Origin of the sequence: Haloferax sp. DFSO52 (genome assembly GCF_048158745.1) — an archaeon.
GTDB lineage: Archaea > Halobacteriota > Halobacteria > Halobacteriales > Haloferacaceae > Haloferax.
On sequence record NZ_JBLOPB010000002.1, the window covers coordinates 520,949 to 542,794 of the forward strand.

Annotated in this window: 22 protein-coding genes; 16 read left to right on the forward strand and 6 right to left on the reverse strand. The window is 58.6% G+C overall.

Features of this window, described 5'->3' with window-relative positions; all coding sequences use genetic code 11:
• Positions 1 to 205: 205 nt before the first annotated feature.
• Positions 206 to 1,009: an alpha/beta fold hydrolase gene (locus ACK3SC_RS12095; protein ID WP_416840442.1), complete on the reverse strand. Its 804-nt coding sequence runs from the start codon at positions 1,007 to 1,009 to the stop codon at positions 206 to 208.
• 622 nt (positions 1,010 to 1,631) lie between these two features.
• Here ACK3SC_RS12095 and ACK3SC_RS12100 point away from each other — a divergent pair.
• The 4 genes from ACK3SC_RS12100 (at position 1,632) to ACK3SC_RS12115 (ending at position 5,447) form a co-directional block, all read left to right on the forward strand.
• Positions 1,632 to 2,393, forward strand: a complete 762-nt coding sequence (locus ACK3SC_RS12100; RefSeq protein WP_416840443.1) for a DUF4386 domain-containing protein — start codon at positions 1,632 to 1,634, stop codon at positions 2,391 to 2,393.
• Positions 2,394 to 2,946: 553 nt separating this feature from the next.
• Complete coding sequence (locus ACK3SC_RS12105) at positions 2,947 to 3,246, forward strand: hypothetical protein (RefSeq protein WP_416840444.1); 300 nt, start codon at positions 2,947 to 2,949, stop codon at positions 3,244 to 3,246.
• Positions 3,247 to 3,639: 393 nt separating this feature from the next.
• Entirely contained in the window at positions 3,640 to 4,797 is a 1,158-nt protein-coding gene (locus ACK3SC_RS12110; protein ID WP_416840445.1) for a low temperature requirement protein A, read from the forward strand.
• Positions 4,798 to 5,003: 206 nt separating this feature from the next.
• Entirely contained in the window at positions 5,004 to 5,447 is a 444-nt protein-coding gene (locus ACK3SC_RS12115) for a hypothetical protein (RefSeq protein ID WP_416840446.1), read from the forward strand.
• A 630-nt stretch (positions 5,448 to 6,077) separates the two neighbouring features.
• Here ACK3SC_RS12115 and ACK3SC_RS12120 read toward each other — a convergent pair.
• The 4 genes from ACK3SC_RS12120 to ACK3SC_RS12135 form a co-directional block, all read right to left on the reverse strand.
• Entirely contained in the window at positions 6,078 to 6,527 is a 450-nt protein-coding gene (locus ACK3SC_RS12120) for a DUF5518 domain-containing protein (RefSeq protein ID WP_416840447.1), read from the reverse strand.
• Positions 6,528 to 6,698: 171 nt separating this feature from the next.
• The gene (locus ACK3SC_RS12125) at positions 6,699 to 7,622 is read right to left on the reverse strand and encodes a hypothetical protein (protein ID WP_416840448.1); all 924 of its coding nucleotides are present in this window, start codon (positions 7,620 to 7,622) and stop codon (positions 6,699 to 6,701) included.
• A complete protein-coding gene (locus tag ACK3SC_RS12130) occupies positions 7,619 to 8,107 on the reverse strand; it encodes a hypothetical protein (protein ID WP_416840449.1) in 489 nt (162 codons plus the stop codon). The genes ACK3SC_RS12125 and ACK3SC_RS12130 overlap by 4 nt, the downstream gene beginning before the upstream one ends.
• Before the next feature lie 15 nt (positions 8,108 to 8,122).
• Complete coding sequence (locus ACK3SC_RS12135) at positions 8,123 to 9,541, reverse strand: DUF58 domain-containing protein (RefSeq protein WP_416840450.1); 1,419 nt, start codon at positions 9,539 to 9,541, stop codon at positions 8,123 to 8,125.
• 170 nt (positions 9,542 to 9,711) lie between these two features.
• Here ACK3SC_RS12135 and ACK3SC_RS12140 point away from each other — a divergent pair, with 170 nt between their 5' ends.
• The 11 genes from ACK3SC_RS12140 to ACK3SC_RS12190 all read left to right on the forward strand — a co-directional run bounded on the left by ACK3SC_RS12140 (position 9,712) and on the right by ACK3SC_RS12190 (position 20,241).
• A complete protein-coding gene (locus ACK3SC_RS12140; RefSeq protein ID WP_416840451.1) occupies positions 9,712 to 11,778 on the forward strand; it encodes a hypothetical protein in 2,067 nt (688 codons plus the stop codon).
• 106 nt (positions 11,779 to 11,884) lie between these two features.
• A complete protein-coding gene (locus ACK3SC_RS12145) occupies positions 11,885 to 12,919 on the forward strand; it encodes a DUF1616 domain-containing protein (protein WP_416840452.1) in 1,035 nt (344 codons plus the stop codon).
• 353 nt (positions 12,920 to 13,272) lie between these two features.
• Complete coding sequence (rdfA, locus tag ACK3SC_RS12150) at positions 13,273 to 13,929, forward strand: rod-determining factor RdfA (protein ID WP_416840453.1); 657 nt, start codon at positions 13,273 to 13,275, stop codon at positions 13,927 to 13,929.
• A 26-nt stretch (positions 13,930 to 13,955) separates the two neighbouring features.
• Complete coding sequence (locus tag ACK3SC_RS12155) at positions 13,956 to 15,902, forward strand: archaea-specific SMC-related protein (protein ID WP_416840454.1); 1,947 nt, start codon at positions 13,956 to 13,958, stop codon at positions 15,900 to 15,902.
• Between the two features lie 219 nt (positions 15,903 to 16,121).
• Positions 16,122 to 16,457 carry a HalOD1 output domain-containing protein gene (locus tag ACK3SC_RS12160; protein WP_416840455.1) on the forward strand — a complete coding sequence of 112 codons (336 nt, stop codon included), beginning with the start codon at positions 16,122 to 16,124 and terminating at the stop codon, positions 16,455 to 16,457.
• Positions 16,458 to 16,648: 191 nt separating this feature from the next.
• Positions 16,649 to 16,927: a ubiquitin-like small modifier protein 1 gene (locus ACK3SC_RS12165; RefSeq protein WP_416840456.1), complete on the forward strand. Its 279-nt coding sequence runs from the start codon at positions 16,649 to 16,651 to the stop codon at positions 16,925 to 16,927.
• Between the two features lies 1 nt (position 16,928).
• A complete protein-coding gene (locus ACK3SC_RS12170; protein WP_416840457.1) occupies positions 16,929 to 17,186 on the forward strand; it encodes a hypothetical protein in 258 nt (85 codons plus the stop codon).
• 2 nt (positions 17,187 to 17,188) lie between these two features.
• Positions 17,189 to 17,629 (forward strand): hypothetical protein, encoded by a 441-nt coding sequence (locus ACK3SC_RS12175; RefSeq protein ID WP_416840458.1) that lies wholly within the window; start codon positions 17,189 to 17,191, stop codon positions 17,627 to 17,629.
• A 60-nt stretch (positions 17,630 to 17,689) separates the two neighbouring features.
• On the forward strand, positions 17,690 to 18,385 hold the full coding sequence (locus ACK3SC_RS12180) for an AzlC family ABC transporter permease (RefSeq protein WP_416840459.1): 696 nt from the start codon (positions 17,690 to 17,692) through the stop codon (positions 18,383 to 18,385).
• Positions 18,386 to 18,724 carry an AzlD domain-containing protein gene (locus ACK3SC_RS12185; RefSeq protein ID WP_416840460.1) on the forward strand — a complete coding sequence of 113 codons (339 nt, stop codon included), beginning with the start codon at positions 18,386 to 18,388 and terminating at the stop codon, positions 18,722 to 18,724.
• A gap of 272 nt (positions 18,725 to 18,996) precedes the next feature.
• Positions 18,997 to 20,241 (forward strand): cation:proton antiporter, encoded by a 1,245-nt coding sequence (locus ACK3SC_RS12190; RefSeq protein ID WP_416840461.1) that lies wholly within the window; start codon positions 18,997 to 18,999, stop codon positions 20,239 to 20,241.
• Between the two features lie 33 nt (positions 20,242 to 20,274).
• On the opposite strand, the gene ACK3SC_RS12195 is transcribed toward ACK3SC_RS12190, so the two are convergent.
• Positions 20,275 to 20,898, reverse strand: coding sequence for a GyrI-like domain-containing protein (locus ACK3SC_RS12195; RefSeq protein ID WP_416840462.1), 624 nt, complete (start codon positions 20,896 to 20,898; stop codon positions 20,275 to 20,277).
• Between the two features lie 235 nt (positions 20,899 to 21,133).
• Between ACK3SC_RS12195 and ACK3SC_RS12200 the strand changes: the two genes are divergently transcribed.
• Complete coding sequence (locus ACK3SC_RS12200) at positions 21,134 to 21,841, forward strand: hypothetical protein (RefSeq protein WP_416840463.1); 708 nt, start codon at positions 21,134 to 21,136, stop codon at positions 21,839 to 21,841.
• Positions 21,842 to 21,846 lie beyond the last annotated feature (5 nt).

The following is a 21,846-nucleotide window of genomic DNA, read 5'->3' on the forward strand; positions in this document are numbered from 1 at the left end:
CAACAGGCCGTGTGCTGAACTCATCCACTAAGTCTTGCACACCGCTCCTGACTGGGATTGGAGAGTATTCTGTGGTCGTGCTGAATAGAGAGCGCAAGTCGGTCACGAGCGAGGGGTCACTCTCGCACCGACCGGATTTTTCGATAGAGGGACTGTATGCAGCAACGCAACGCTGTTGATACTGATTATCCTGTCACATATATTATCAATGGAGAAATGCGAGCACCTCCTCAACGCAGCGATCGGGCTTCGATATGAGTCCAAAGTGATCTGCTCCGTCGATCCGTACGATCCGGCTGTTTGGAAGCGTCTCGCCTAGAGTGTCCGTGGCTTCGATGGCACCCGGGGAACTCTCCTCGCCAACGAGTAGCAACGTCGGTGTCATCACGTCGCTGAACCGGTCATGTTCGAACTCGTATTCAATGAGCTGTTCGAACTCGCGGGGGAGTGTATCCGCTGCGTCCACGAGCGCCTGCCAGTTCGCGCCTGATCGAAGCTCCTCGATGGCTTGTTCGGGTGTTCCCACGGTGTTGAGAACGGTGAGGAGTGCTCGTTCGTTCTCACCGTCGGCTATCAGGGGCCGGATCGTCCCGAGCATTTTTTCCATGAGTGGGAACCCCTCTTCGAACGAAATCCCCGGTTCGTACAGAACGAGGCCCTGAAGGGTATCGATCCGAGCAGCGGCATTCAAGGCAACGACAGCGCCAAAGGAATGGCCGAAGAGCGTCACTGGTTCGTCGAACGATTCGACGACGGCAGCCACGTCTTCGAGCTCACGCTCCAGGTTGTACTCGTCAGCGTCGCCGCTCTCGCCACGCCCACGCCGGTCAATGGCAGAGACCGTGTAGTGTTCCGCAAGCGCAGAACGGGTGCCTGAGAGATCCCAGAAATGGTGATCGAGACCAGATCCGTGGATGAGAAGGAGCGGTGACCCGTTCCCCGTCCGTTCGAATGCGATTTCAGTGCCATCCGCTGACGTGACCACGTTCATCTCGTGTGTTAATGCCATTGGGTCCTCCAGTTAGGGCGCTCAACGTGCCATGCCGCCCTGGAAAGGGGCCTACGACAAGCGCTAACTATTGCTATACGTCGCGCACAATGTTATTTGTTACCAAATGTCGAAGTGAGCAGGAAGTTCACCGATAGATGCTACACGTGGTGGAGAACGTCGCTTCTGGTATAGCTTCAACCACCGGTCAGGTGACCCGTGGAATCCTGCCTTGAATCTTTGAATACTGGGTACGAGCCTTGGTTAGACGCTCCTGAAAGCGTCGGTTGGTGGCTCGGTTGGGTGAACAGTATACGCCCTCAAGTGCTTCACTATCCGATTTCGTTCATTGAGAAAGGCCGTCACGGACGATCTGCACCGCGTGTAAACACGGCCCGGAGGACGTATTGAGTCAGAGGTCACGTTGGCCTCGAAACCGCCGCTGAATATCACGAGTACATCACCCAACAGGTGTACACCAACATCGTCGCAACACAGAGGGAAGCCGGGTGTATTTGTATGCATTCTCTCGCATTTTTCCTATCAATCAGTTTGTGTGCGACATGATATACCTGCACAATCAACCTCTCTCAGTGGGAAAGATGCTCTGAGATATTGCTTGCTCACGTCGTATAGGATATCAATGATGGATCACGAGACAGCGACGGTTACCGGTAAAGAACCGATCTGGATGAACGAGAGCAGGAACACCGCGACCATTGTGGGGGTACTCTTCATCATTGCGACTGTATTCCTCTTCATTGGTGAGTTTTTCTACGCACCGATTCTTGAGTCGCCGGCGTATCTAACCATCACGTATCCGAATCGAACGCTCGTCGTTTTCGGTATCCTACTCGAATTCGCCTGCGTTCTCGCGATACCGCTTATCGCGATGTTCCTATACCCTGTGTTGAGGAAACACAGTGAAGTACTAGCATTGGGGTATGTTGGCTTCAGACTGTTCGAGGCGGTACTCTTCGTCAGCATCGAGATTAACAAGCTTTCACTCATAGCTGTAAGTCAGGCCCACCTCGAACGAGGAGGAGCGGATGCGTCCTACTTCCAGGTTATCAGCAACACGACTCAGGCGCTGAATGAGTGGACGTTTTCGATGTACCTTCTCGTCTTTACGATTGGTGCCCTCATGCTGTACAGTGTACTATACAAATCTCGACTCGTCCCTCGTCTCATCTCGGTGTGGGGACTGCTTGCCGCCATGCTACTATTCACCGGCACCGTGTTGATAATGCTCGACGTGCTTCCTGATATCTCGGGAGTGGTATTGGAGTTGATATTCGCCCTTCCCATTGCGCTGAACGAGATGGTTCTCGCAATCTGGCTCATCGTGAAAGGATTCAATCCATCAGCACTCCAGCACGGCGAGGCTCGCACTACACTGGCATAGCCTTCCGGTAGAAGGACAATACCATTCGGAGTGCCTCTGTGAAACCCTCGGTCAGTGATCGTTTATTGAGGCTGTGCTGAATAGAGGGCACGAATCGGTCAACGTGTCTTCAACGAATTCAGTGAGAAAACACCCATAGTTGTCACTCACGAATCCCGCACGTGGACAATTTGAACCGATTTTACATCCGGTGGAAGTTCATCCTGTTCCTTCTTCCACTCATATTCGTGGCTGCTGCGTTGGTCACAAGAGATACGTCTCTCATTCTGAGCGCACTATTCTTTTTGGCCGCAACCGCGTCGATCGTGTACTTGTTCACCGACTACGTGAGTGATGTACTATGATTCGGTGAAGAAACACTGTGCTGAATTCACCCTCTGTCTGTGTCACGCCGCTCCTGACAGCGTTCGGTGAGGTCTCTGTGGGCGTGCTGAATACAGGGCGCGAATCCGGCAGGGGACTCGCTATTGTTCGTTCAGTGCGGATGGGATATGACCACTCGGTGTGGGTACAGTCGGGTTCTATTTGTCCCCCACGCGAGATGGAACGCTTGATGCCCTCCATCATCGACGAGACCGTGTTCAGTGAGCCATCTGGTCGACCATTCGCAGTAATACAGTTCTGTGGAGCCCTGTTCTTCTCGGGGCTATACGTGTACGCCGTGGTCGTGGAGAATTCCCCAGTGGGTAACTGGCCACTGTTCATGGCAGCAGGGAGTACCTTGTCCGGGACTGCCGAATCCCTCCCGAAGACCCGACGGCAGGCCGCTGGTGTACTGCGTCTCACTGGAATCTTCGTACTGCTGTGCCTGCTCGTGGCCCTCTTCTTCGCGCCCGAATTCGTCATCCAGTAACCGGCGAGGCCTCTTCGGATTGACTGTGTTCTCACAGCCCTCATCTCCCGATTGACCTGCTGCATACACCCTCTGTCTTTGTCACGCCACTTCTGACACCGTCCAGTCGGGTTCTACAACCGCACTGAATACCATGCGTGTATGCATCAGAAGTCATTCTATCGAACCCGCAGTCTCCGCACCGACGTCTCTCCGTGTACGCCCCTGTACCACGGGTTTATCCTGTTTGCTGACCATATCTACTCTCGCTAATCGCCCGAGATGAGCACCCAGATGCCCCCTGACGAGACGAGAGGCAAGCCACACGCAGAGTCGACGGCGATGCGGCAGGTGCCTCGCCAACTCGGCACGTCGGTCGTCCGGTTGTGGCGAACGATCAGCGTCCCTCCACGAGTGTACACCACCGACGAGTCCCGACATGCGACGTGGCTCGAACTCTTCTTCGATCTCGTCTACGTTGCGGCTATTGCCGAGCTCGGTGGGCTCCTCCACGATGACCCGAGCGTCGGTGGATTCCTCGGGTTTGCCGGCTTGTTCTTCATCGTACTCTACACCTGGCTGGGTTTCACGCTCTACGCCGATCAGTTCGATACCGACGACCTGCTCCACCGGCTCGGGATGTCGGCGACCATGCTGGGTGTCATCATCCTCACAGCGACCATTCACGACGCCCTCCGCGGTGATTCGGCAGCCTTTGTGCTGGCGTACCTCCTGCTCAGGCTCCTCATGATCGGGATGTACCTCAGGGCCTGGTTTAGTATCCCAGAATTGCGGCCATTCACAAGAGCAGTCGTGCTCTCGACATCGGCGAGTGCCGTGGTCTGGGCGTCTTCGTTGCTCGTTGCCGAGCCCTGGCGGTTCGTCGTCTGGGGGCTCTCTTTCGTGGTCGGCCTGGCGACGACCACCGTCGTCTACGTCGGGAGTGAGGCCATACCGAAACCCACCTCCCACTACTCCGAACGACTCGGCCTGTTCACCATCCTCGTCCTGGGGGAAACCGTCATCGCAATCGCCGTGGGGACCTCGGGTACTGACTGGGGATTCAGCTCCGGACTCGTCGCTGGGACCGGGTTCATCGTGGTCTTGACCTTGTGGTGGACCTACTTCCGCCACGTCGACGAGTGGTTCCTCCACCGCGTGTTCAAAGAAGACAAGGGGGCGTGGTCACGCGTTCGCGAGTACTCGCTGGTACACGTCCTGAGCCATTATTTGGTCTATGTCGGAATCGTCACTGCCGGTGTTGGCATCGCGTTCACCATCGAAGCTGCGGCGGCCGGACATGCGCTCGACTGGAACCACGCGGCGGTCCTCGTAGCCGGCATTGTCACCTACCTCGTCGGAACCATCGCCGTCCACCGGACGACGTTCGACCCGGTGAGGGATCGATCGGTGGTCCTCCGGTTGGGGGTCGCGGCGCTCGTCACCCTGTCCATCGTGTATCAGCCCATACAGCCTGTCATGTTCATCGGACTCGTGGCCAGTTTGCTGGTGGCGCTCAACATCGTGGAAGGTGGGTGGTCGATAGTCGCCGGCGCAACGAGAGAAGGGTAACCAGCGCTCACGAGACCGGCTCAACCATCGGACAGCGGCCATTGTGCTCACCCGAAGATTGGGAAGAGGGCAGAACAGGGGCTTCGGACACTATTGCCGAACAAGATTCGCTCGTTGCGTCTCGAACAACGACCGTATGTGGGTAGGATATCGACCTGTAGAGCTGTCAAAAGAGGTTTGAGTATCTTCCTGTAATACCGACGTAGATGAGTACGCGTCGTGGCATCCTTTCCGGTCTCGTTGGTGCCTGTGCTGGAGTCGTCAGTTGGACTCTCGGCTCAGAAGTCGTCGACGAGTTTCGGACGTCTGAAGTTCGATACACCGTTCTCCGGAACGAGACCGAAAGCCAGCAGTCCTTCAGTGTGTTGTTCGAGAGTGATGCGGACCCGGTCTTATGGGAAATGTACGAACTCGAACCGGGTGAAGTCGTCGAGTTTGACGGCTTCGACCGAGTCGGCGACTATCGAGTCTACGTACAGTGGAGTGGTATGACTCGCTCCCAGCGACTAGAGACTGGGACGAGAGCGGTCGCGATCGTACTCGCGTTTCCGTTCGGAGATGAAGATATCATCATTCGGGACGTCCCTTTCTCGTCGCTCTCTCCCTCGCAGCGGGCTGCCGAACTCACCCAAAACAGTTCGGCAGAGTAGGAACGCTGGATGCGGTTTGATCTGGCTCCGCGTACACACCCCTGGCTGTTGCACGCCGTTTCAGACAGCGTATGAGTGAGGGCGTGGTCATCGACACGCAAAGTCCGTAGTTTCCACGAGCAGTACCGCTGGGTCGTCTAGCACACGATAATAAAATTTGAGTCGTGGACAGACCACGCCCTCCAGCTCCCACCGAGCAAAACTGACTCTCACCGGTTCGTTGTCGACGACACCATGAACAGCAACCAGTTCTTGGCTGTTCGAGGGGTCGATTGTCATCGTTTCAGAAGCCCCAGGTTCGACGTTCTGAGAGTGCCATTCACCAAGCCCTCCAGTAGTTTCTATTGCGATGTGGAATACATGTGGAACAGCACCTCCATTCTTGAGCTCAATTTCGACCGTCTCAAGGGAGCTAGCAGTTGTCAGTCGGTCAAGACACCCAGAAAGTAGGAACACACTGCCACTGGCACACAGCACTTGCCGTCGGGAGGAGGGCATGGGTTGATAGTGAGGATTTCAAACTACGGACTATTACGTGTATTCTTCCGGAGCATCGTGGTTCGAGAGACGGTGCGAAAGAAACGATCCGGATGACGGACACCGAACCACTGCCTATCCGTTGTACCGCTGTTATGGTGTGTTTGCATCGGTCACCAATCGCGAGAAAACGGTGTTCGCCACCCACCCACCAACTCGTCCGGAAACCAGCCCAAATATGGGGGCGATACACAGCACCAGTCCACCGGCTACGACGATGAATACAACTCTCGCCAGCGATGGCCGTGCCACCGTGGCACCACTGAGAACGGTACTGACCACTGTAACAATTAGCGTGAGGACTGCGACGCCACCAGCGAGAACACCGGAACGGAAGCCAGCAGCACCCGGGTCTGCCGAACGGAGTGCAGCGATAGTCCCTCCGATGAACGCACCGATTATCATGATACCTCCAGCAATGGTCGCCTTCGAATCCGGCAACGAGTCCACAGCGATAGTGGTCGGTAACGAAGCAAGGGCGCCGATGATCGCGAATCGCCATGCCACTGGGAGTGTGCGGCCACGGAGAAGGGGCGGAGACATTCGTGTCAAAGAATTTACTGAGAGGCCGGATATGTCTTTCCTCGAATCAAAGATGAGAGTTGGCGTTGAACGTATCCACTCCCGGATGACCGAGTTGTATTCACCACGTCGATCGTCTCAACTCTGAGGTTCTCACCAATACCTTCTCAGCAGGCGGGTCTGCAGCTTCGCTTAGTTCGATTTCTCGTGCACGTCGTCGCTCTCGTCTGCTCCGACCGACGAGTCCCACCGACACGTCACTGCGAACGTGTTCTTCTCTTCATGTGTGGTTTCGACCGTCACTGGTGTGCCAAGTCCTCGTGCGACGACGACTGCGATAAACGAAGCCACAGGTGTATCGAACGTCGTCGCAGATCCGAATCGGCAGTCGGTCAGCCGCACCGTCATCCGGCCATCGTCTGCGTCGACCTCGGCAGTCGCCGACTCGACGAGTTCGAATAGTTCGACGAGTGCGTCGGTACTCTGCCGAGCGAGTGTCTGCGGGTCGTCTCCGAACAGGCCATCCAGCTGGCGTTCGAACTCTGCTGCGAGACCAGCACCACTCGGGGTGAAGGCGACGCCACGTTCTGTGTCGTCCGCAGCGATGACGAACGTGTCTTGGAGTGCATCGGACTCCGGAAGACTATACTCCGACGACTCGGGGACGAACAGTCGAACGGTCTCTCGGGATGCATCGGGGACGTAGACGCGTGTGTCCTGAAGGCCAAGTTCGTCGACGACTGCATCGTGATTCTTCGCCAGTGGTTCGAAGACGGCCGACCCAACTCCGACTGGGATGAACTGCTCTGGGCTCAAATATCGTGTGACCACCGCACCGAACAACCCAATCGCACCCAAGACGACGAGCGTCTCCCGAACTGGTGGGAAGGCTGCGGCACCCACGAGGCCACTCACGCCGAGGACGACGAGCGCGACGATGGTTCGCCGGTACTGTGTCTGCCGAAGTGACTCGTAGCGTTGTCTGAGTTGTGCATTTTCACGCCGGAGACGTGCGACGGTTTCGTTAAGGTCCGAGGCTTCCTGAGTGGTCGAGTCAGCTCCTACCATCGGTTCTTCGGTCCCGTTCGCTCGATGGTCGTCGGTGTCCTGACTCATCGGTCGTCCTCCGGGTGAACCAGTCCAAGTGAAACGCGTTCGTATCTGTGAATTCCATACGAGAGCGTCGCCGCAGCGACGACGAACAGCGCTGCGGCCTGCCACACCCATCGAAGATTCGTCACGAGTAGCCAGACCACACCGAGAGACCCGAGGTATGCGAGCGCCATGGAGATGAGGTGGACTCGTGTCCGTGGCCACGAGGAGCGTTCACTCACGAGGAGTGGGAAGACCGCGAGTTGTGTCGCGACGAGGAGCCACGGACTCGGTTCCGAGAGGAGCGAGACGAGCACGAGTTGGGCGAAGACGAACGCTGCGGGGCCAGCGACGAGCGTCGCTGCCACGAGCACTCCAGCACCTGCAACGATTCCCCACCCACCGAACGAGAGGGTGACGAGAGCCGTGAAAGCGATAATCCCGATGGCGTCTACTCGCGTCAACTCGTTCGCCGCAAGCACAGGTCGAATGGTCTGTCTGTAGTTCATGGATTCGATTGGGTATCACTCGATTGGCTGGGCCGTCGTGGCCGTCGCCAGTTCGACTGCATCGCGTGGTGCGACTTCGTAGGCCGTCACGTTCGGGAGGTCGTCTAGGCGCCGGCGGAACGACTCGAACGCCGCGAACTCGTCGTGGTCTGTGGGCGACTCGTCGAACAGCACGGTCGGCGTGAGAAAGACGGTCGTCTGCGTACAGTGCTTCGATGCGGCGACGACCGATTCGTACGTCTCTACTTTGGCTGAATCGTCGGTGACGAGGACGAGATGCTCGTCACGGTCAGTTCGCCCACACGACGCTTTGACTGCTACGAACAGCGGTCGTTCACTGACGCGAGAGACGTACGAGGTGGATGCAGTCAGATAGGGGCGGAGGGTTCGGGCGAATCGTGACTCCACGTCTTCGAGAGTACGCCCACGGTCGAGTGCGGTCGTCGGCGAAACGAGTCGCGCAGACTCGGCCGACCGCTGTGGCCCGGCACCTGGCGAGAAAGACAGCAGTTTTCGACGCATCGTCTGGTACGTTCCAGACGCGGACGACGGCCCGAACTCCCACAGCGTCGCGTCGGTTCCAACGAGTCGCATCGCAACTGGGTCGCCGTACGACTCCGCCACCTGGACGAGTCCGAGTGCAACCTCTCTCGCGTACGCGAACATCGTCCGGCCAGTCGGCCCGCGGTTCATGTGTGACCCGCCGTCGACGACGACCGACAGCATGAAGTCAGATTCAGTCTCGAACTGGCGGATGTACGGGCTGCTCATGCGTGCGGTGGTCTTCCAGTCGATTTGCGAGAGTGAATCGCCCGGAAGATACTGTCGCGTCTCGTGCGGAGTCAGTCCCGGTCCGGTCTTGTTGCTCGAATGACTACCGAAGATGGCACCCGTGTGTTCGCCACCCTTTCCGACGTGGATTCCAGTTGGTGTCGCTGAGTCGACCAGACAGGAGGCACTGGCATCCTTCGTGACCGTCTCCGTAAAGTAGCCTGCCCGGTCTTCGATATCGATTCGAACCGTCTCGAACGTGATTCGGCCGGCGATTGGAAACGAGACACTGTACGTCGTCGACCCGGTGGTCTCACCGGGTTCGAGTGTGAACCGTCGCTGGGCGTCCGCCGGTGCGTCGACGCTCGGTGGAGAGACGAGTTCGACGGTCAGTGGTGCGTCGATGGGCGTCGAGAGCGACGCTGTCACCGTAATCGCTGCACGGTCGTCGACAGAGACGTTCGTTGGTTCGACCGAGACGGACGTCGTGAGCAGCTCGTCTGCGGTTTGCATCGTCCGAACTGCGTCGAGTTGGGCGACGAGAAGCCACGCAGTGAGACCGGCGGCAGCGAACAGTGGTACTCGTTCGTCGAGGACGACGGCGAAGACGGCGAAAAAACACGCAGTCCCGGCGAGCACTGCCCACCGACGGGTCGGTCGCATTGTCCGTGTGATTCGTGGCGCCGTAATTGAATGTTTGTGTTCGGGTGCTCGTCAGCGAATTCATGGCCGATTCGGCTGAATGCGAAAATCCATTACAGTGGCACGTTTGCCTACCAGTAGTGCGAAGATATTCGGCGACAGCAGTTCGTCTTCTGTGTGCACTACTTGTGGTGTTGAGTGCCACTGCTGTTCCGGCTATCGCCGTCTCCGCGACGGACGGCGAATACTCGCCGCGCGTGTCGTCATCAACGTCGATGGGAGTGTTCGGACAACAGGCAACGCCCGAATCGAACAACAGCAGCGACGTTCTCCACGAGAACCCGGACGAGGCAGACGACGAAAACGAATACGACCGGCTGTTGTCGTATCTCTCTGGGCGGATGAACTCCCGGATTGGCGAGAGTACACTTCACCTCACCAACGGACAGTACGACGCTGCAAAGGAAGCACTCGGCGACGACTACTCGGAGTCGCTGGCAAAATACGTCGACGTCGAGGGAGAGACGGGGGAGGAGGGTGCGGGTGACCAGTACGAGACGATTCGGCAAACACAGCGCGAGTACGTCGAGACGGTCCAACAGTTCGACCAAACACGACGTGAGTACCGAGAGGCGAAGCAATCCGGTGATGATGAACGGGCTCGCGAACTCGCCCGGGAACTAACCCGTCTTGCTGACGAAGGGAAGGAACAGTCGTCGCAACTCGGCGTCGCGTACGAGGCGCTCGGAAACGAGACAGGGAGTGACCTCTCTGAGAGTACCGAACAAGTCGAGTCGGTACAGACGAGGCTCGACGAACAAACTGCAGAAATCGTCACCGCCGAGTTCACGGCGACCCGACTCGTGGTTCGCTCACACTCCACGAACGTCTCGTTCACCGACCCGCTCGTGGTGTCGGGAACACTCGAAACAGAGAACGGAACGCCAGTCGAAGCGGAGACAGCCAGCTTCTCGATTGGGGCGCAGACGATTCGAACACCCGTCCAGTCCAATGGATCGTTTACACTCACCTACCGCCCGACGCGTGTGCGAGCGAACGTCTCGAACCTGACGCTCCAATACCGGCCTGCGAACTCCTCGGTGTATCAGGCGAGTGAGCAGACGCTCGACGTGTCGATTACACCAGTGACTGCCACCGCGCGGGTGTCCGTCCCGACCGAGTCTACGTATGGGTACGCTGACGAACTCCCCGTGACTGCGCGACTACTCGTCGAGGGCACGCCGGTCGAACAGTACCCGTTGACAGCATCACTGGCTGGCGAGACGGTGTCCGCGGGGGCGACCGACGAAAACGGGCGAATGACACTCAATGGAACGGTTCCGGCGTCTACAGCAGTCGGTGACGCAACGGTCCGTGTCGCACCACCCCATCGAAATCTGGCGGTACAGGTCGCGCCGGTCACAGAGACGATTTCGATAACGAGTGAGCAGACTCAGCTTGATGCCACGGCACGCATGACCGATGAACGAACTGTCCTCGTCGAGGGGACGCTCGAAACCCGAGACGGCGAGGCCGTCAGTGACCAGCCGGTCGAACTCTCGCTCGGTGGGCAGCCAGTTGCGTCGGCGACGACTGGTCCGTCGGGTGCCTACCAGACGACTGTCGAACTGCCGTCCGACCTGAACGCAGAGAATGCGACACTCACGGTCGCATTCGACGGCGACGGGACGAACCTCGAATCGAGTTCGACGGCGGTCGATATCGGTCAGCACGGCTCGAACACTGCGGCCACCGGTTCGTCCGAAGGCGAGTTACCGTTCACGGTGACGAACCTCCTCTGGGCTGTCGCCGGAGCAGGGCTCTTTGGACTCGCTGCTGTGGTCCTCATGCGACGACGGACCGGCGGAGACAGTTCCGACGAGGAAGAGACTGACGGCGCTGTCTCAGCCGACGTCGGTGCATCGGACCCAACGTCCAGCCCTTCTCTGCCGGCGACTGCCGCACTCGCGTCTGCGACGGAGTCGATTTCGGCTGGTCGACCAAACGACGCAGTTGTCGTCGCGTACACCGCAGTCAGGCACGCACTGACACCGCTCGCTTCCGTCGACGACTCGGCGACGCATTGGGAGTTCTACGACCGTTGCGTTGCTGCAGGCGTCGCAGACGCCGACACTCTCGAATCGCTCACACGCGAATACGAGAAAGCCGCGTTCAGTGGACTCTCAGTGAGTGTTGACGCTGCGGAGGCGTTCGTCGAGACTGCGAGGACGCTCGTCACGACCCACTCGGAGTCGTAATCGCCACCCCGGCCGAAGCGTCACGTGGGCGTGTTCGGTCACTGGAACTCCTGTCGTCTCTGCCGACCAACTGATTTTTGTGGTCGCTTTACTGACTCTCAGACAGATGTCGGAGCGCCCCGATTGGCGACTGTACCTGCCAGAGCCAATACGAACCCTCCCTGCCGACCTTGTAGCCACGCTCGCTGTGGTTGCAGTCACGCTCGTTGCGACGCTCGTGCCCGGTCTCGAAGAGACACCGCTTCGAGTCGTCATCGGCCTCCCGTTCGTGCTGTTCGTTCCAGGCTACGCGCTCATTGCTGCGCTCTTTCCAGAGCGTGGACCAGAGACGGATGAGTGGGACGACGACGGCGGACAGAGTGACGACGAGGAGGGAATCGACGGCATCGAGCGCGTGGCGCTCTCGTTCGGAACGAGCATCGCTGTCGTCCCACTGCTCGGCCTCGTCCTCAACTTCACACCGTGGGGGATTCGACTCGTGCCGATTCTCGTTGCAGTCAGTGGGTTCACCGTCGTGGCTGTCGGTGTCGCCGCGTCGCGTCGGAGACAACTCCCAGAAGACGAGCGTTTTGCTGTTCCATACCGAGACTGGACCGCTACGGCGAGGACTGAACTCTTCGAACCGGAGACGCAGACGGACGCGATGTTGAACGTCGTCCTCGCGGTGAGCGTCGTCCTCGCGATGGGGAGCGTCGGCTACGCGGTTGCAGTTCCGAAAGATGGTGAGTCGTTCAGTGAACTCTACTTGTTGACAGAGAACGACGAGGGCGAACTGGTCGCAGATGGCTATCCCGAAACACTCGTTCGTGGTGAACCCGCGTCGCTCGTCGTCGGAATCGGAAACCAAGAACAGCAGTCAGTGAACTACACGACTGTCGTGTTGCTCCAGCGAGTCGAGGTCAAGAACAACTCGACGACTGTCCTCGAAGAAGACCGACTGAAGACGTTCACAACTCGACTTGCGCACAACGAAACGTGGCACAGACCCCACCAGATTCGCCCGACGATGACCGGTGAGCGACTTCGGTTGACCTACCTTCTGTATAAGGGGCCGCCGCCCGCGTCACCGAGTACTGAGAACGCCTACCGAGAAGTGCATCTGTGGGTTTCCGTCCAGAACGACGCTGCGACTGAAGCATAACACGACGACGCTCAGCCGGTGTTTCACGAGGATATATTGAGCGGCAAATCCAATACTATCTCATTAGAACATATTATTACACCTATGAATCGTTGAAACATTTATTATCGGCACAATAATGCAAACTACGCCGATGCATACTCCATTTTACTTCGATTCACAAACCTATTGGCTAGATGGATGTTCATTATTGGTTCGCAACCGTGTTTGCTCGTGTTGGAAGATTGGCTGCGTTCAGTGAGTGAACGTCCACCATATCGTGTAATAAATTAATGTTTTGAATTTATCAACAGTGATAGCCAACGAGTAATGCTTACAATATCCCACTTCGAACGCAGGGCTATATCACCAGGATGGTCTCTTCAGAACGTACGACCTCTCGCCGTGGTGGCCGCGGTCCCAAAATCGAACGGATTGCAGAGCGATACGACATCGCAGGCCTCGGTGACGACCTCGTTGAAGCGTGGGTAGGTGAGTCAGGAGAACAGCGAAGTCTCCGCGAACTCGAAACCGACGTGAACAAACGCCTCGTCCGGGCAGCACTCGACCAGGCGGGTGCGCACGTTCTCGATGGGGAAGCGGACAACTTCTATCGACTCTTGACGAGCGACGACGTGACCGCTGGGAGTCGAACGGCGGCGAGAAACTCCCTTCGCGAGAAAGGGGTCGATGTCGACCAGTTAGCGGCGGACATCGTCTCGTACCAGTCGGTGTACAACTACCTCAAACGACATCGGAACGTCGAACGGGAGTCGACGGACGACGACCAGACCGCTGCCGAATCCGGGCTCGATACGATTCGAAAGCTTCGGTCTCGTCTCCGGACGGTGACCACCGACGTCATCGACCGACTCGTCAACGCGAACGCGGTGTTCATCGGCTCTTACGAGGTCGACGTCGACATCCGAGTGACCTGTACAGACTGTGAAACACGAATGACACCGACAGCATTGCTCTCTTCCGGGCACTGTAACTGTGAGCGTCCGACCGACGACACAGTGGACGAGTAGCAATCAAGCAGAGAGTTACGATACGAATGAGTAAGTCAGAGGCAGTTCAGAACGCGACGGTTCGAATACAGAATATTGGCGGGATAGCGAGTCGTGACGTTACCCTCGCTCCCGGTGTGACGGTTCTCACCGGGCGCAATGCGACGAACCGAACCTCGTTTCTTCGTGCACTCATGGCCGGGTGCGGAAGCGACGCGGTCAGTCTCAAAGGTGACGCAGACGAGGGGTCAGTCGAACTCGAACTCGACGGACGGACCTTCACACGGGTCCTCTCCAGAGCAAGTGGCAGGGTCGAATTCAGCGGCACACCGTATCTCCGAGAGACGACGACTGCGGACCTGTTTGCGTTCTTGCTCGCTTCGAACGAGGCGCGACAGGCAGTGGTCACGAGTCGTGACCTCCACGACGTGATTATGACGCCTGTCGATACGGGCGCGATCGAAGCGGAAATCGACCGGTTACAGACCGAGCGAAACCGAACCGAGCGAGAGCTCGACCAACTGTCGTCGCTCGAGTCCACACAACATTCGCTTGAGACGCGACGAAGTGAGCTGGAGACGAAGATCGCCGACCTCGAAGCCGAACGCGACGAACTCGCGGCACGCATCGACGAGGAAGACCAGACGGTCGAAGCCCAACGTGAGAACCAAGACGAGTTAGACCGCGTTCTCGACGACCTTCAGGGAGCACGGTCGGAAGTAGAGACGGTTCGTTTCCGACTCAAGAGCGAACGAGAGAGCGTCGAATCGCTCCGCGACGAACGCTCGGACCTCGAAGACGAACTCGACTCGTTCGAGGCGGCCGACATCGACCGCGAGGCAGTGACGGGGCGTATCGACCACATTCGGAGTGAAATCGAGACGCTGAACACGGCGATTGCCGACCTCCAGACCGTCATTCAGTACACCGAAGACGTGCTCGACGGCAAGGCGGGACTCGTCGAACAGTCACTCGGAGCGTCCGCTTCGGGCGATGCGCTCACCGACCAACTCGTCTCGTCGGAGACGATTACGTGTTGGACGTGCGGAACGGACGTCGATGCCGTACAGATAGAGCAGACGACGAACCGTCTGCGCGGAGTCAGAGACGACCGACGTGAGCAACGAGCAGAACTTCGTCGTGACCTCGACGACCTCGAAACCGACCTTCGCGTCGCAGAGAAGTCGCGAACCCGCCGCGAACGCGTCCAGCGCAAACTCGACCGCCTCGAAGACGAGTTAGCGAGTCGGACCGAGCAGATCGAGTCGCTCACGGCGGACCGTGAGAAACTCACTGAGCGGGTCGATGCGTTGGAGGACGAGGCATCGGACCTTCGCGGGCAGGCCGAGAGCACGCTCATCGACCTCCACAAAGAACTGAACGAAGTCGAGTTCTCCCTCGACCGAGCGCGTGACGAACTCGCGTCGGTGAACGACGACATCGATGCGACGGCCGAGAAATTCGACAAACGGTCCGAACTCGAGGGCCGCCGCGACCAGTTGACCGAAGACCTCGAATCGGCACGGACACGAATTACGTCACTCACGAACGCTGCCGTCGAGGCGTTCAACGAAGAGATGGAGACGATTCTCGACCTGCTTGGCTACGAGAATATCGAACGAGTCTGGCTCGAGCGGGTCGAACGACGTGTTCGAGAGGGCCGTCGCAAGGTGATGAAGACACAGTTCGAACTCCACATCGTCAGAGAGTCCGAGACGGGCACCGTCTACGAGGATACGATAGACCACCTCTCAGAGAGTGAACGGGAAGTCGTCGGCCTCGTGTTCGCCCTCGCTGGCTATCTCGTCCACGAGGTGTACGAAGACGTTCCGTTCATGCTTCTCGACTCCGTCGAAGCCATCGATTCCGAACGCATCGCCGCGTTGGTCGACCACTTCAAACAGTATCCAACGTTCCTCGTCGCAGCGCTCTTGCCGGAAGACGCACAGGCCCTCGACGCAGCGTACGACCGTGTTGCGTGGGGCGACGACTAACCGCGTCGTCTGGTTTGTACCTTCTCAACGACGCTTTTGACTCTCCTCGACGGCACTTTTGACCCTTCTGTCGAGTCGTCACGTCCCCGGTAGACGCCAGATTCGGCCGACTACAGTTGTCTCTCGAGTGGATTCACACGATTGTTACTTTTGATTGGGATATACCGCTAGTACGCAAGAGATTTAACACATCAACGGAATGTATCTTGTAGAATACATTTGGGGGGATTCACCATTACTACAAAAACTACGCACGATGCCACTGGAGACCGAACCCGAGTCTGGTACGACTGTGACCGACGAGAAGCGGTCTCTGAGGCCATTTTAGCGGCCACGAGTGAACACATGGGGTGCGCGGTGACGGAGTTGCCGCCACTGTCTCAATACACCGACGTCGATGCGTTGAACTCGTTGTTCGGGCCGGAATCACCGACCGCACCGAGGATGTCCAATAGCACACTCGAATTCGAATATGACGGTGTCGTCGTCGCGGTCTCTACTGTTGGAACTATCGAGGTCGTCGACGGAGACGGCACAGTGTCGACCCGAGACTGACTGTCCCGACCGACGCCCGCGCCCTCGGATACGTTCGAGAGTACGTGTCTCACAGCACCCGATTGCCCGTGACGAGCGACTTTCTTCTCCGCTCACGACCGCGTCACCGACGGACCGTCTGCCACATCTCGGTTCTGTATCCGACAACCAGTCCGACGTACCTTTTTGTTCCGTGACCCCCCAAGAGTGGTATGGAACTCGAACTACGCTTCTTTGCAACGTTTCGCGAGGTGGTGGGGCAGAAATCTATCTCCTGGCGCGCGGACGATGGCTCCACAGTCGGCGACGTACTCCGCTCGCTCGAAGCCGAGTACGACGGGTTCTCCGGCGAACTCATCGAAAACGGCGAGGTTCGCCCGCACGTGAACGTCCTGAAGAACGGTCGTGAAGTCGTCCACCTTGACGGACTCGAAACCGACCTCGAAGACGGCGACAAGATTAGCGTCTTCCCACCGGTTGCAGGCGGGTAAGATGGCGGTTCGAGAACGGGCGTTTCGGGGCATTTCGACACGTCTCGTCATCCAGTATCTCGAAGGACTCGGTGGCGAGGCGGAGTCCGAGTCGCGCGTCGTCGGACCAGACTGGTCGGTCGATATCGAAACCGAACCGGTCACGATTACGAGCAGTATCCAACTGACCGAAGTCCAACTCAGGTTCGAAGGCGACGAGGAGACGCTGGACGAACTCATCGACACCTTCGCCCAGAAAGCAATGCGTGCCGGAGGCTAACCATGGGGGCCGACGGCGACCCGCGCGACACACACCGGACCCCGGAGCGACTTCGTGACCGACTGGCACCTGACGACGATTCACCGCGAGGTGGCGCCATCGACGGGACGGCGATCATGATTGCTGCCGCCAAAGCCAGCGTCCCTGCCGCACTCGTCCCAGTGCTCCTCGACCGAGCGCAGGCGTACCTCGACGACCACGCCGTCGAGTACGCCCGCGAGTTCGAATGTATCTACGAAGACGATGACGTAGCAGTCTACTTCGTCCCGCTGGGTCACTGGGATACGAAAGGCGCAGAACTCGGCTTTTCACACCGCGAGGTCGATGCAGTCCGGCGCGCTCACGCCGAGCACATTCGCCGTCTCGGAACAGACGTCGACCGCCGCGACGAGTTCGAGACGGCGCTCGAAATCCGGGAAGTTGCCGTCATCGACGCGGTCTAACTCCGGCAAACCCGTCTCTGATAGACGGATATTTCGGTGACGCCATCTTGCTTCCGACAGATGCCTTCAGTTCCCCCAGATTTTCTCGACGGTGTTCGGGATGCCGCGCCACTCCATCTCGGCATCGTGCCGTTCGGCCTCGTCACCGGGGTTGCCGCCATCGAACAGGGGCTTTCGATTTCCCACGCGATTGGAATGTCTCTCATCGTCTTCGCCGGGGCGTCGCAACTCGCGATGATAGAACTCCTCGGTGCAGATGCACCGCTGGCTATCGTCGTTGGAACGGCAGTCATCGTCAACCTCCGCATGATGATGTACTCGGCGTCTATCGCTCCGTACTTCCGTTCGTTCGCCGCCCGCGCGAAGACCGTCGCCTCGTATCTCTTGACGGACCAGGCGTATGCGCTCTCTCTCGCTCGCTACACCCGTGTCGACGGGACAGACCGCTTTGCCTACTACATCGGTGTCGCCGCATCGCTGTGGGTCGTCTGGCAGTTTGCGACCATCACGGGTGCCGTCGTCGGGACAGGACTACCGCCCGAGTGGGGATTCGGGTTTGCCGCTCCACTGGTGTTTCTCGCACTGCTCGTCCCGACGTTGAAAGACCGTGCGTCGGGTGCGTCGGCAGTCACCGGTGGCGTCGTCGCCGTCGCCGTCGTCGTCGCTGGCGTGCCGTTCCACGTCGATATCGTCGTCGCCGCCATCGCGGGCGTCCTCGTCGGCTTGGCCGTCGAATCGCTCGGAGGTGACGCGTAGATGCCGACGGGGTACGACTCGACGACACTTTGGGGGGTCATCGTCGCCGCAGGCGTTCTCACCTTCGCCATCAGAGGGTCGTTCATCTACCTGTTCGGTCGTATCGACACGATTCCGCGCCGAGTCCAATCGGCGCTCGAATACGTGCCAGCGGCCATCTTCGCCGCACTCGTGCTCCCTGCGCTCGTCGCACCGAGTGGCTCGCTCCAATTCTCGCTCGGGAACGAACGTCTCGTCGCAGGAACGCTGGCGGCGATTGCGGCGTGGTACACAGAACGCGTCGTCGTCACCATCGCCGTCGGGATGGTGGCGCTGTGGGTGCTCCGGTTCGTGGTCTGAAGCCGACTGAGTGAGACAAGTTTCGGCTCGGTGCCACTCCACTTATTTTGGTTTTGGCCGTACTCTGTCTGCTGCGACCGACGTGGCTCTGTTGAAATGTGTGGAGGATGATAGAGGTTGTACGGTGAATAGAGAGGGTGTATTCAGCAGGATACAACCGAAGATGACGGACGAGTAACTAACTTTACTGACGAGGGGTCCGAAGATTACCGAGTGACGATCGCTGATGAAGACGAATAGTCACTGGCAGACCCACGAAGTGTAAATTTACCATGGTCGTAGAGTCGAACCTCACGCTTTTCGCCGGACTGGTCCTCGTCTTGGGTGCTGCGCATACGCTTGGAACGGTCGCCGACAGACTGGGGTTCGCACCGGTTGTCGGTGAACTCCTCACCGGATTGGTTTTAGGTCCGTCGCTACTCGGGCTCGTCGCTCCGAACGTCACGGCCATCGTTGTCCCAGTTTCCGACCAGCTGGCAGCCCTCGCGTCGATCGGGCTTATCTTTCTTCTCGTCATGGCGGGAACTGAAGTCGACGTTCGGGCTGTCCGTCGCTATATTCAACCGACGATAGTCCTCGCGACCGGAGCCTCGGTCGTGCCGTTCCTTCTGGGGTTCGCATTGGGATGGATCCTCCCCGTACGATACCTCGTCACCCCCGAACAGCGTCTTCCATTTGCGCTGTTCTTGGCGACAGCGCTGAGCATCTCGGCGGTTCCAGTCGCCGTTCGTGTGCTGATTGACCTCGACGCGATGGACCGAACGGTGGGACAACTCACTCTCACTGTCGCTGTCGTCATCGATGCGGCGGGGTGGGTCGCGCTCACTGTTGTGTCCGACATCGCACGAGTGGGCCAGACGAATCCGTTAGCGGTCGGTCGAACACTCGGTGTCCTCGCTGTGTTCGTTATTGTCGTCATCGTGGTCGCCCCACGAATCGTCGGTGCACTTTTCGAAATCACCTCCTACGTTCGATCGCCTGCGTTAACCGGATTTTCGATCGTCATACTAGTCGGGCTTGGGATGGCGGCTGCCTCGCTTACACTCGGACTGGAGGCTGTTCTCGGCGCATTCCTGGCAGGTGTCCTGGTAAGGGGCCCCCTCGATAACGAGGCAGAACGGGTGTTTCAGATGGTGACGCTTGGGCTATTCGCGCCCATCTTTTTTGCGACGGCCGGCTTACGAGTCGATCTCAGTGGACTGTTCACGCTGGATACGCTGTTGGTGTTCGGAATCACACTCACCGTTGCCGTGCTTGGAAAGGTCCTCGGTGTGGTACTCGGAGCGACGGTAACGGACCTCACCCGAGGAGAAACCATCTGCCTCGCCATCGGTCTCAACGCTCGCGGAGCGATGGAACTCGTCGTGGCGGCTTTGGGGTTAGCGGTCGGCGTTCTCACGCCCACGATCTATGCCGTCATCGTGCTCGTCGCCATCGTCACCTCTGTAATGACACCGCCACTGCTCCGTCGTGCCCTCTCAAACCTCCCGGATGATGGAGCACTCGGGACTGCGTGACGTACATTGGTTGCTTCGGTGTCGACCCAGCAATTACTTGTAAAATCTATCAGCGACTGGCTGGCGAATAATTGTCTTCAGATTCTCCGGGTCGGCCCGGCGCATGTCGCTCAGGTAGATTTCGTGATGCTTCCCTCGTCGGTCGTACCCGCTCTGCTCGATGAACTCGTGGACGCGTTCGACGGTTGGCCCCTCCTCCGAGAACGGTCCGACGTGGAGTGTTTGTGCAGACAGTCCTTCGTCGAGTGTCTCGAAGCGAACCGCCGAGAGTGACGGCAGGTCTTTCTTCTCGCTGACTGTCTCGCGTGCCCGTTCGACGATTTCGTCGGTCACGACATCGGGTTGCATAATCAGCAGCGTCCACTGCCAGTCGTCTTTGTTCGCCACGTCGAAGTCGTCCATCTCATCAGTCCACCAGAGTCCTTCCAGTGGCATCACGACGTACTTCAGGTCCTGTTCGTCCTTCACGATGGCGCGAATCGCGTAACTCAATGGGTACAACGTCTCGACTGCAGCGCTGAACGTCGGTGACGTATTCGGATTGCCAGCCCCGTCTAGCATCAGGTAACTGAGCGGCGGAACCTCGACGAGAGAGACGTCTTTGTCCGACTGCCGATAGAGGTGTTTCAGTTCTCGCTTGTAATCCACCGATTCCATTCTGTCTCTCTATTGTCTCGAAGAGACGATAAGCGTACGAGCGAGCTTATTCGGGCGCGAGCATCAACCATCGACCGTCCGATAGCCAGGAGTTTGCTGTCGAATTGGTCCCAGTCTGTCCCACGATTCGCCGAGTGCCAGATTGTTCCATCGGCCAACCCTGCCCACAGGTGTTCGGAGACGCCTGTACACCCCGCGAAGGATTGAAACGACCCGGGGTGGATGGTCTATGCATATGACACGTATCGACGACCTGAGGATTCTCGTTCCGGTCGATGTCTCTGAGGTGGAACCCCCAGCCCTCGATGTCATCGACCACCTCGGCGCCGTCGAGGTGGTATTACTCGGCTATTTCCCGGTGCCGGACCAGGCCGAACCGGCACTGCTCAGGGACCAGTACGGTCCCGAGGCCGCCGACAGGCTGGACGCAGTCGCCGCCGAGCACGGCGGTCCAGCCGAGGTCCTCGTCTTCACGCACAACCGAGAGGCCACCATCGACCGCATCGCAGACGAGTACGACTGCGACGCGGTGCTGACGGGCGGACGTTCGACGGTCGTCGACCGCGTTCTCGTCCCACTCCGTGGGGACGTGAACCTCGACCGGATTCTCGCGGTCGTCGCCGACCTGCTGCTGGCGGGCAACGAGACTGCCACCCTGTTCCACTCGGTCGCAGAGGACGCCGACCCATCCCATGGAGAATTACTTCTCATCGGTGCCGTCGACCGCCTGGTCGAGTACGGGGTCGACCGCGACAGGGTCGACTGGCGACTCTCGGAAGGCGGTGACCCCCAGACCGACATCGTCGAACTCGGAGCGGAGTACGACCTCGTCGTCCTTGGCGAGACCGAGCCCTCGCTCCGCGAGCGCATCATCGGGGACGTCCTCTCAGCAATCGTCGACGCGCTCGAGGTTCCGGCGCTCATCGTGAGGGATGTCGAGTGAACCGA

Coding starts and splice junctions, on each gene's coding strand:
- ACK3SC_RS12095 (WP_416840442.1), bottom strand. CDS start 1,009: ATGGCATTAACACACGAGATGAACGTGGTCACGTCAGCGGATGGCACT.
- ACK3SC_RS12100 (WP_416840443.1), top strand. CDS start 1,632: ATGATGGATCACGAGACAGCGACGGTTACCGGTAAAGAACCGATCTGG.
- ACK3SC_RS12105 (WP_416840444.1), top strand. CDS start 2,947: ATGCCCTCCATCATCGACGAGACCGTGTTCAGTGAGCCATCTGGTCGA.
- ACK3SC_RS12115 (WP_416840446.1), top strand. CDS start 5,004: ATGAGTACGCGTCGTGGCATCCTTTCCGGTCTCGTTGGTGCCTGTGCT.
- ACK3SC_RS12120 (WP_416840447.1), bottom strand. CDS start 6,527: ATGTCTCCGCCCCTTCTCCGTGGCCGCACACTCCCAGTGGCATGGCGA.
- ACK3SC_RS12125 (WP_416840448.1), bottom strand. CDS start 7,622: ATGAGTCAGGACACCGACGACCATCGAGCGAACGGGACCGAAGAACCG.
- ACK3SC_RS12130 (WP_416840449.1), bottom strand. CDS start 8,107: ATGAACTACAGACAGACCATTCGACCTGTGCTTGCGGCGAACGAGTTG.
- ACK3SC_RS12135 (WP_416840450.1), bottom strand. CDS start 9,541: ATGCGACCGACCCGTCGGTGGGCAGTGCTCGCCGGGACTGCGTGTTTT.
- ACK3SC_RS12145 (WP_416840452.1), top strand. CDS start 11,885: ATGTCGGAGCGCCCCGATTGGCGACTGTACCTGCCAGAGCCAATACGA.
- rdfA (WP_416840453.1), top strand. CDS start 13,273: ATGGTCTCTTCAGAACGTACGACCTCTCGCCGTGGTGGCCGCGGTCCC.
- ACK3SC_RS12155 (WP_416840454.1), top strand. CDS start 13,956: ATGAGTAAGTCAGAGGCAGTTCAGAACGCGACGGTTCGAATACAGAAT.
- ACK3SC_RS12165 (WP_416840456.1), top strand. CDS start 16,649: ATGGAACTCGAACTACGCTTCTTTGCAACGTTTCGCGAGGTGGTGGGG.
- ACK3SC_RS12170 (WP_416840457.1), top strand. CDS start 16,929: ATGGCGGTTCGAGAACGGGCGTTTCGGGGCATTTCGACACGTCTCGTC.
- ACK3SC_RS12175 (WP_416840458.1), top strand. CDS start 17,189: ATGGGGGCCGACGGCGACCCGCGCGACACACACCGGACCCCGGAGCGA.
- ACK3SC_RS12180 (WP_416840459.1), top strand. CDS start 17,690: ATGCCTTCAGTTCCCCCAGATTTTCTCGACGGTGTTCGGGATGCCGCG.
- ACK3SC_RS12185 (WP_416840460.1), top strand. CDS start 18,386: ATGCCGACGGGGTACGACTCGACGACACTTTGGGGGGTCATCGTCGCC.
- ACK3SC_RS12190 (WP_416840461.1), top strand. CDS start 18,997: ATGGTCGTAGAGTCGAACCTCACGCTTTTCGCCGGACTGGTCCTCGTC.
- ACK3SC_RS12195 (WP_416840462.1), bottom strand. CDS start 20,898: ATGGAATCGGTGGATTACAAGCGAGAACTGAAACACCTCTATCGGCAG.
- ACK3SC_RS12200 (WP_416840463.1), top strand. CDS start 21,134: ATGACACGTATCGACGACCTGAGGATTCTCGTTCCGGTCGATGTCTCT.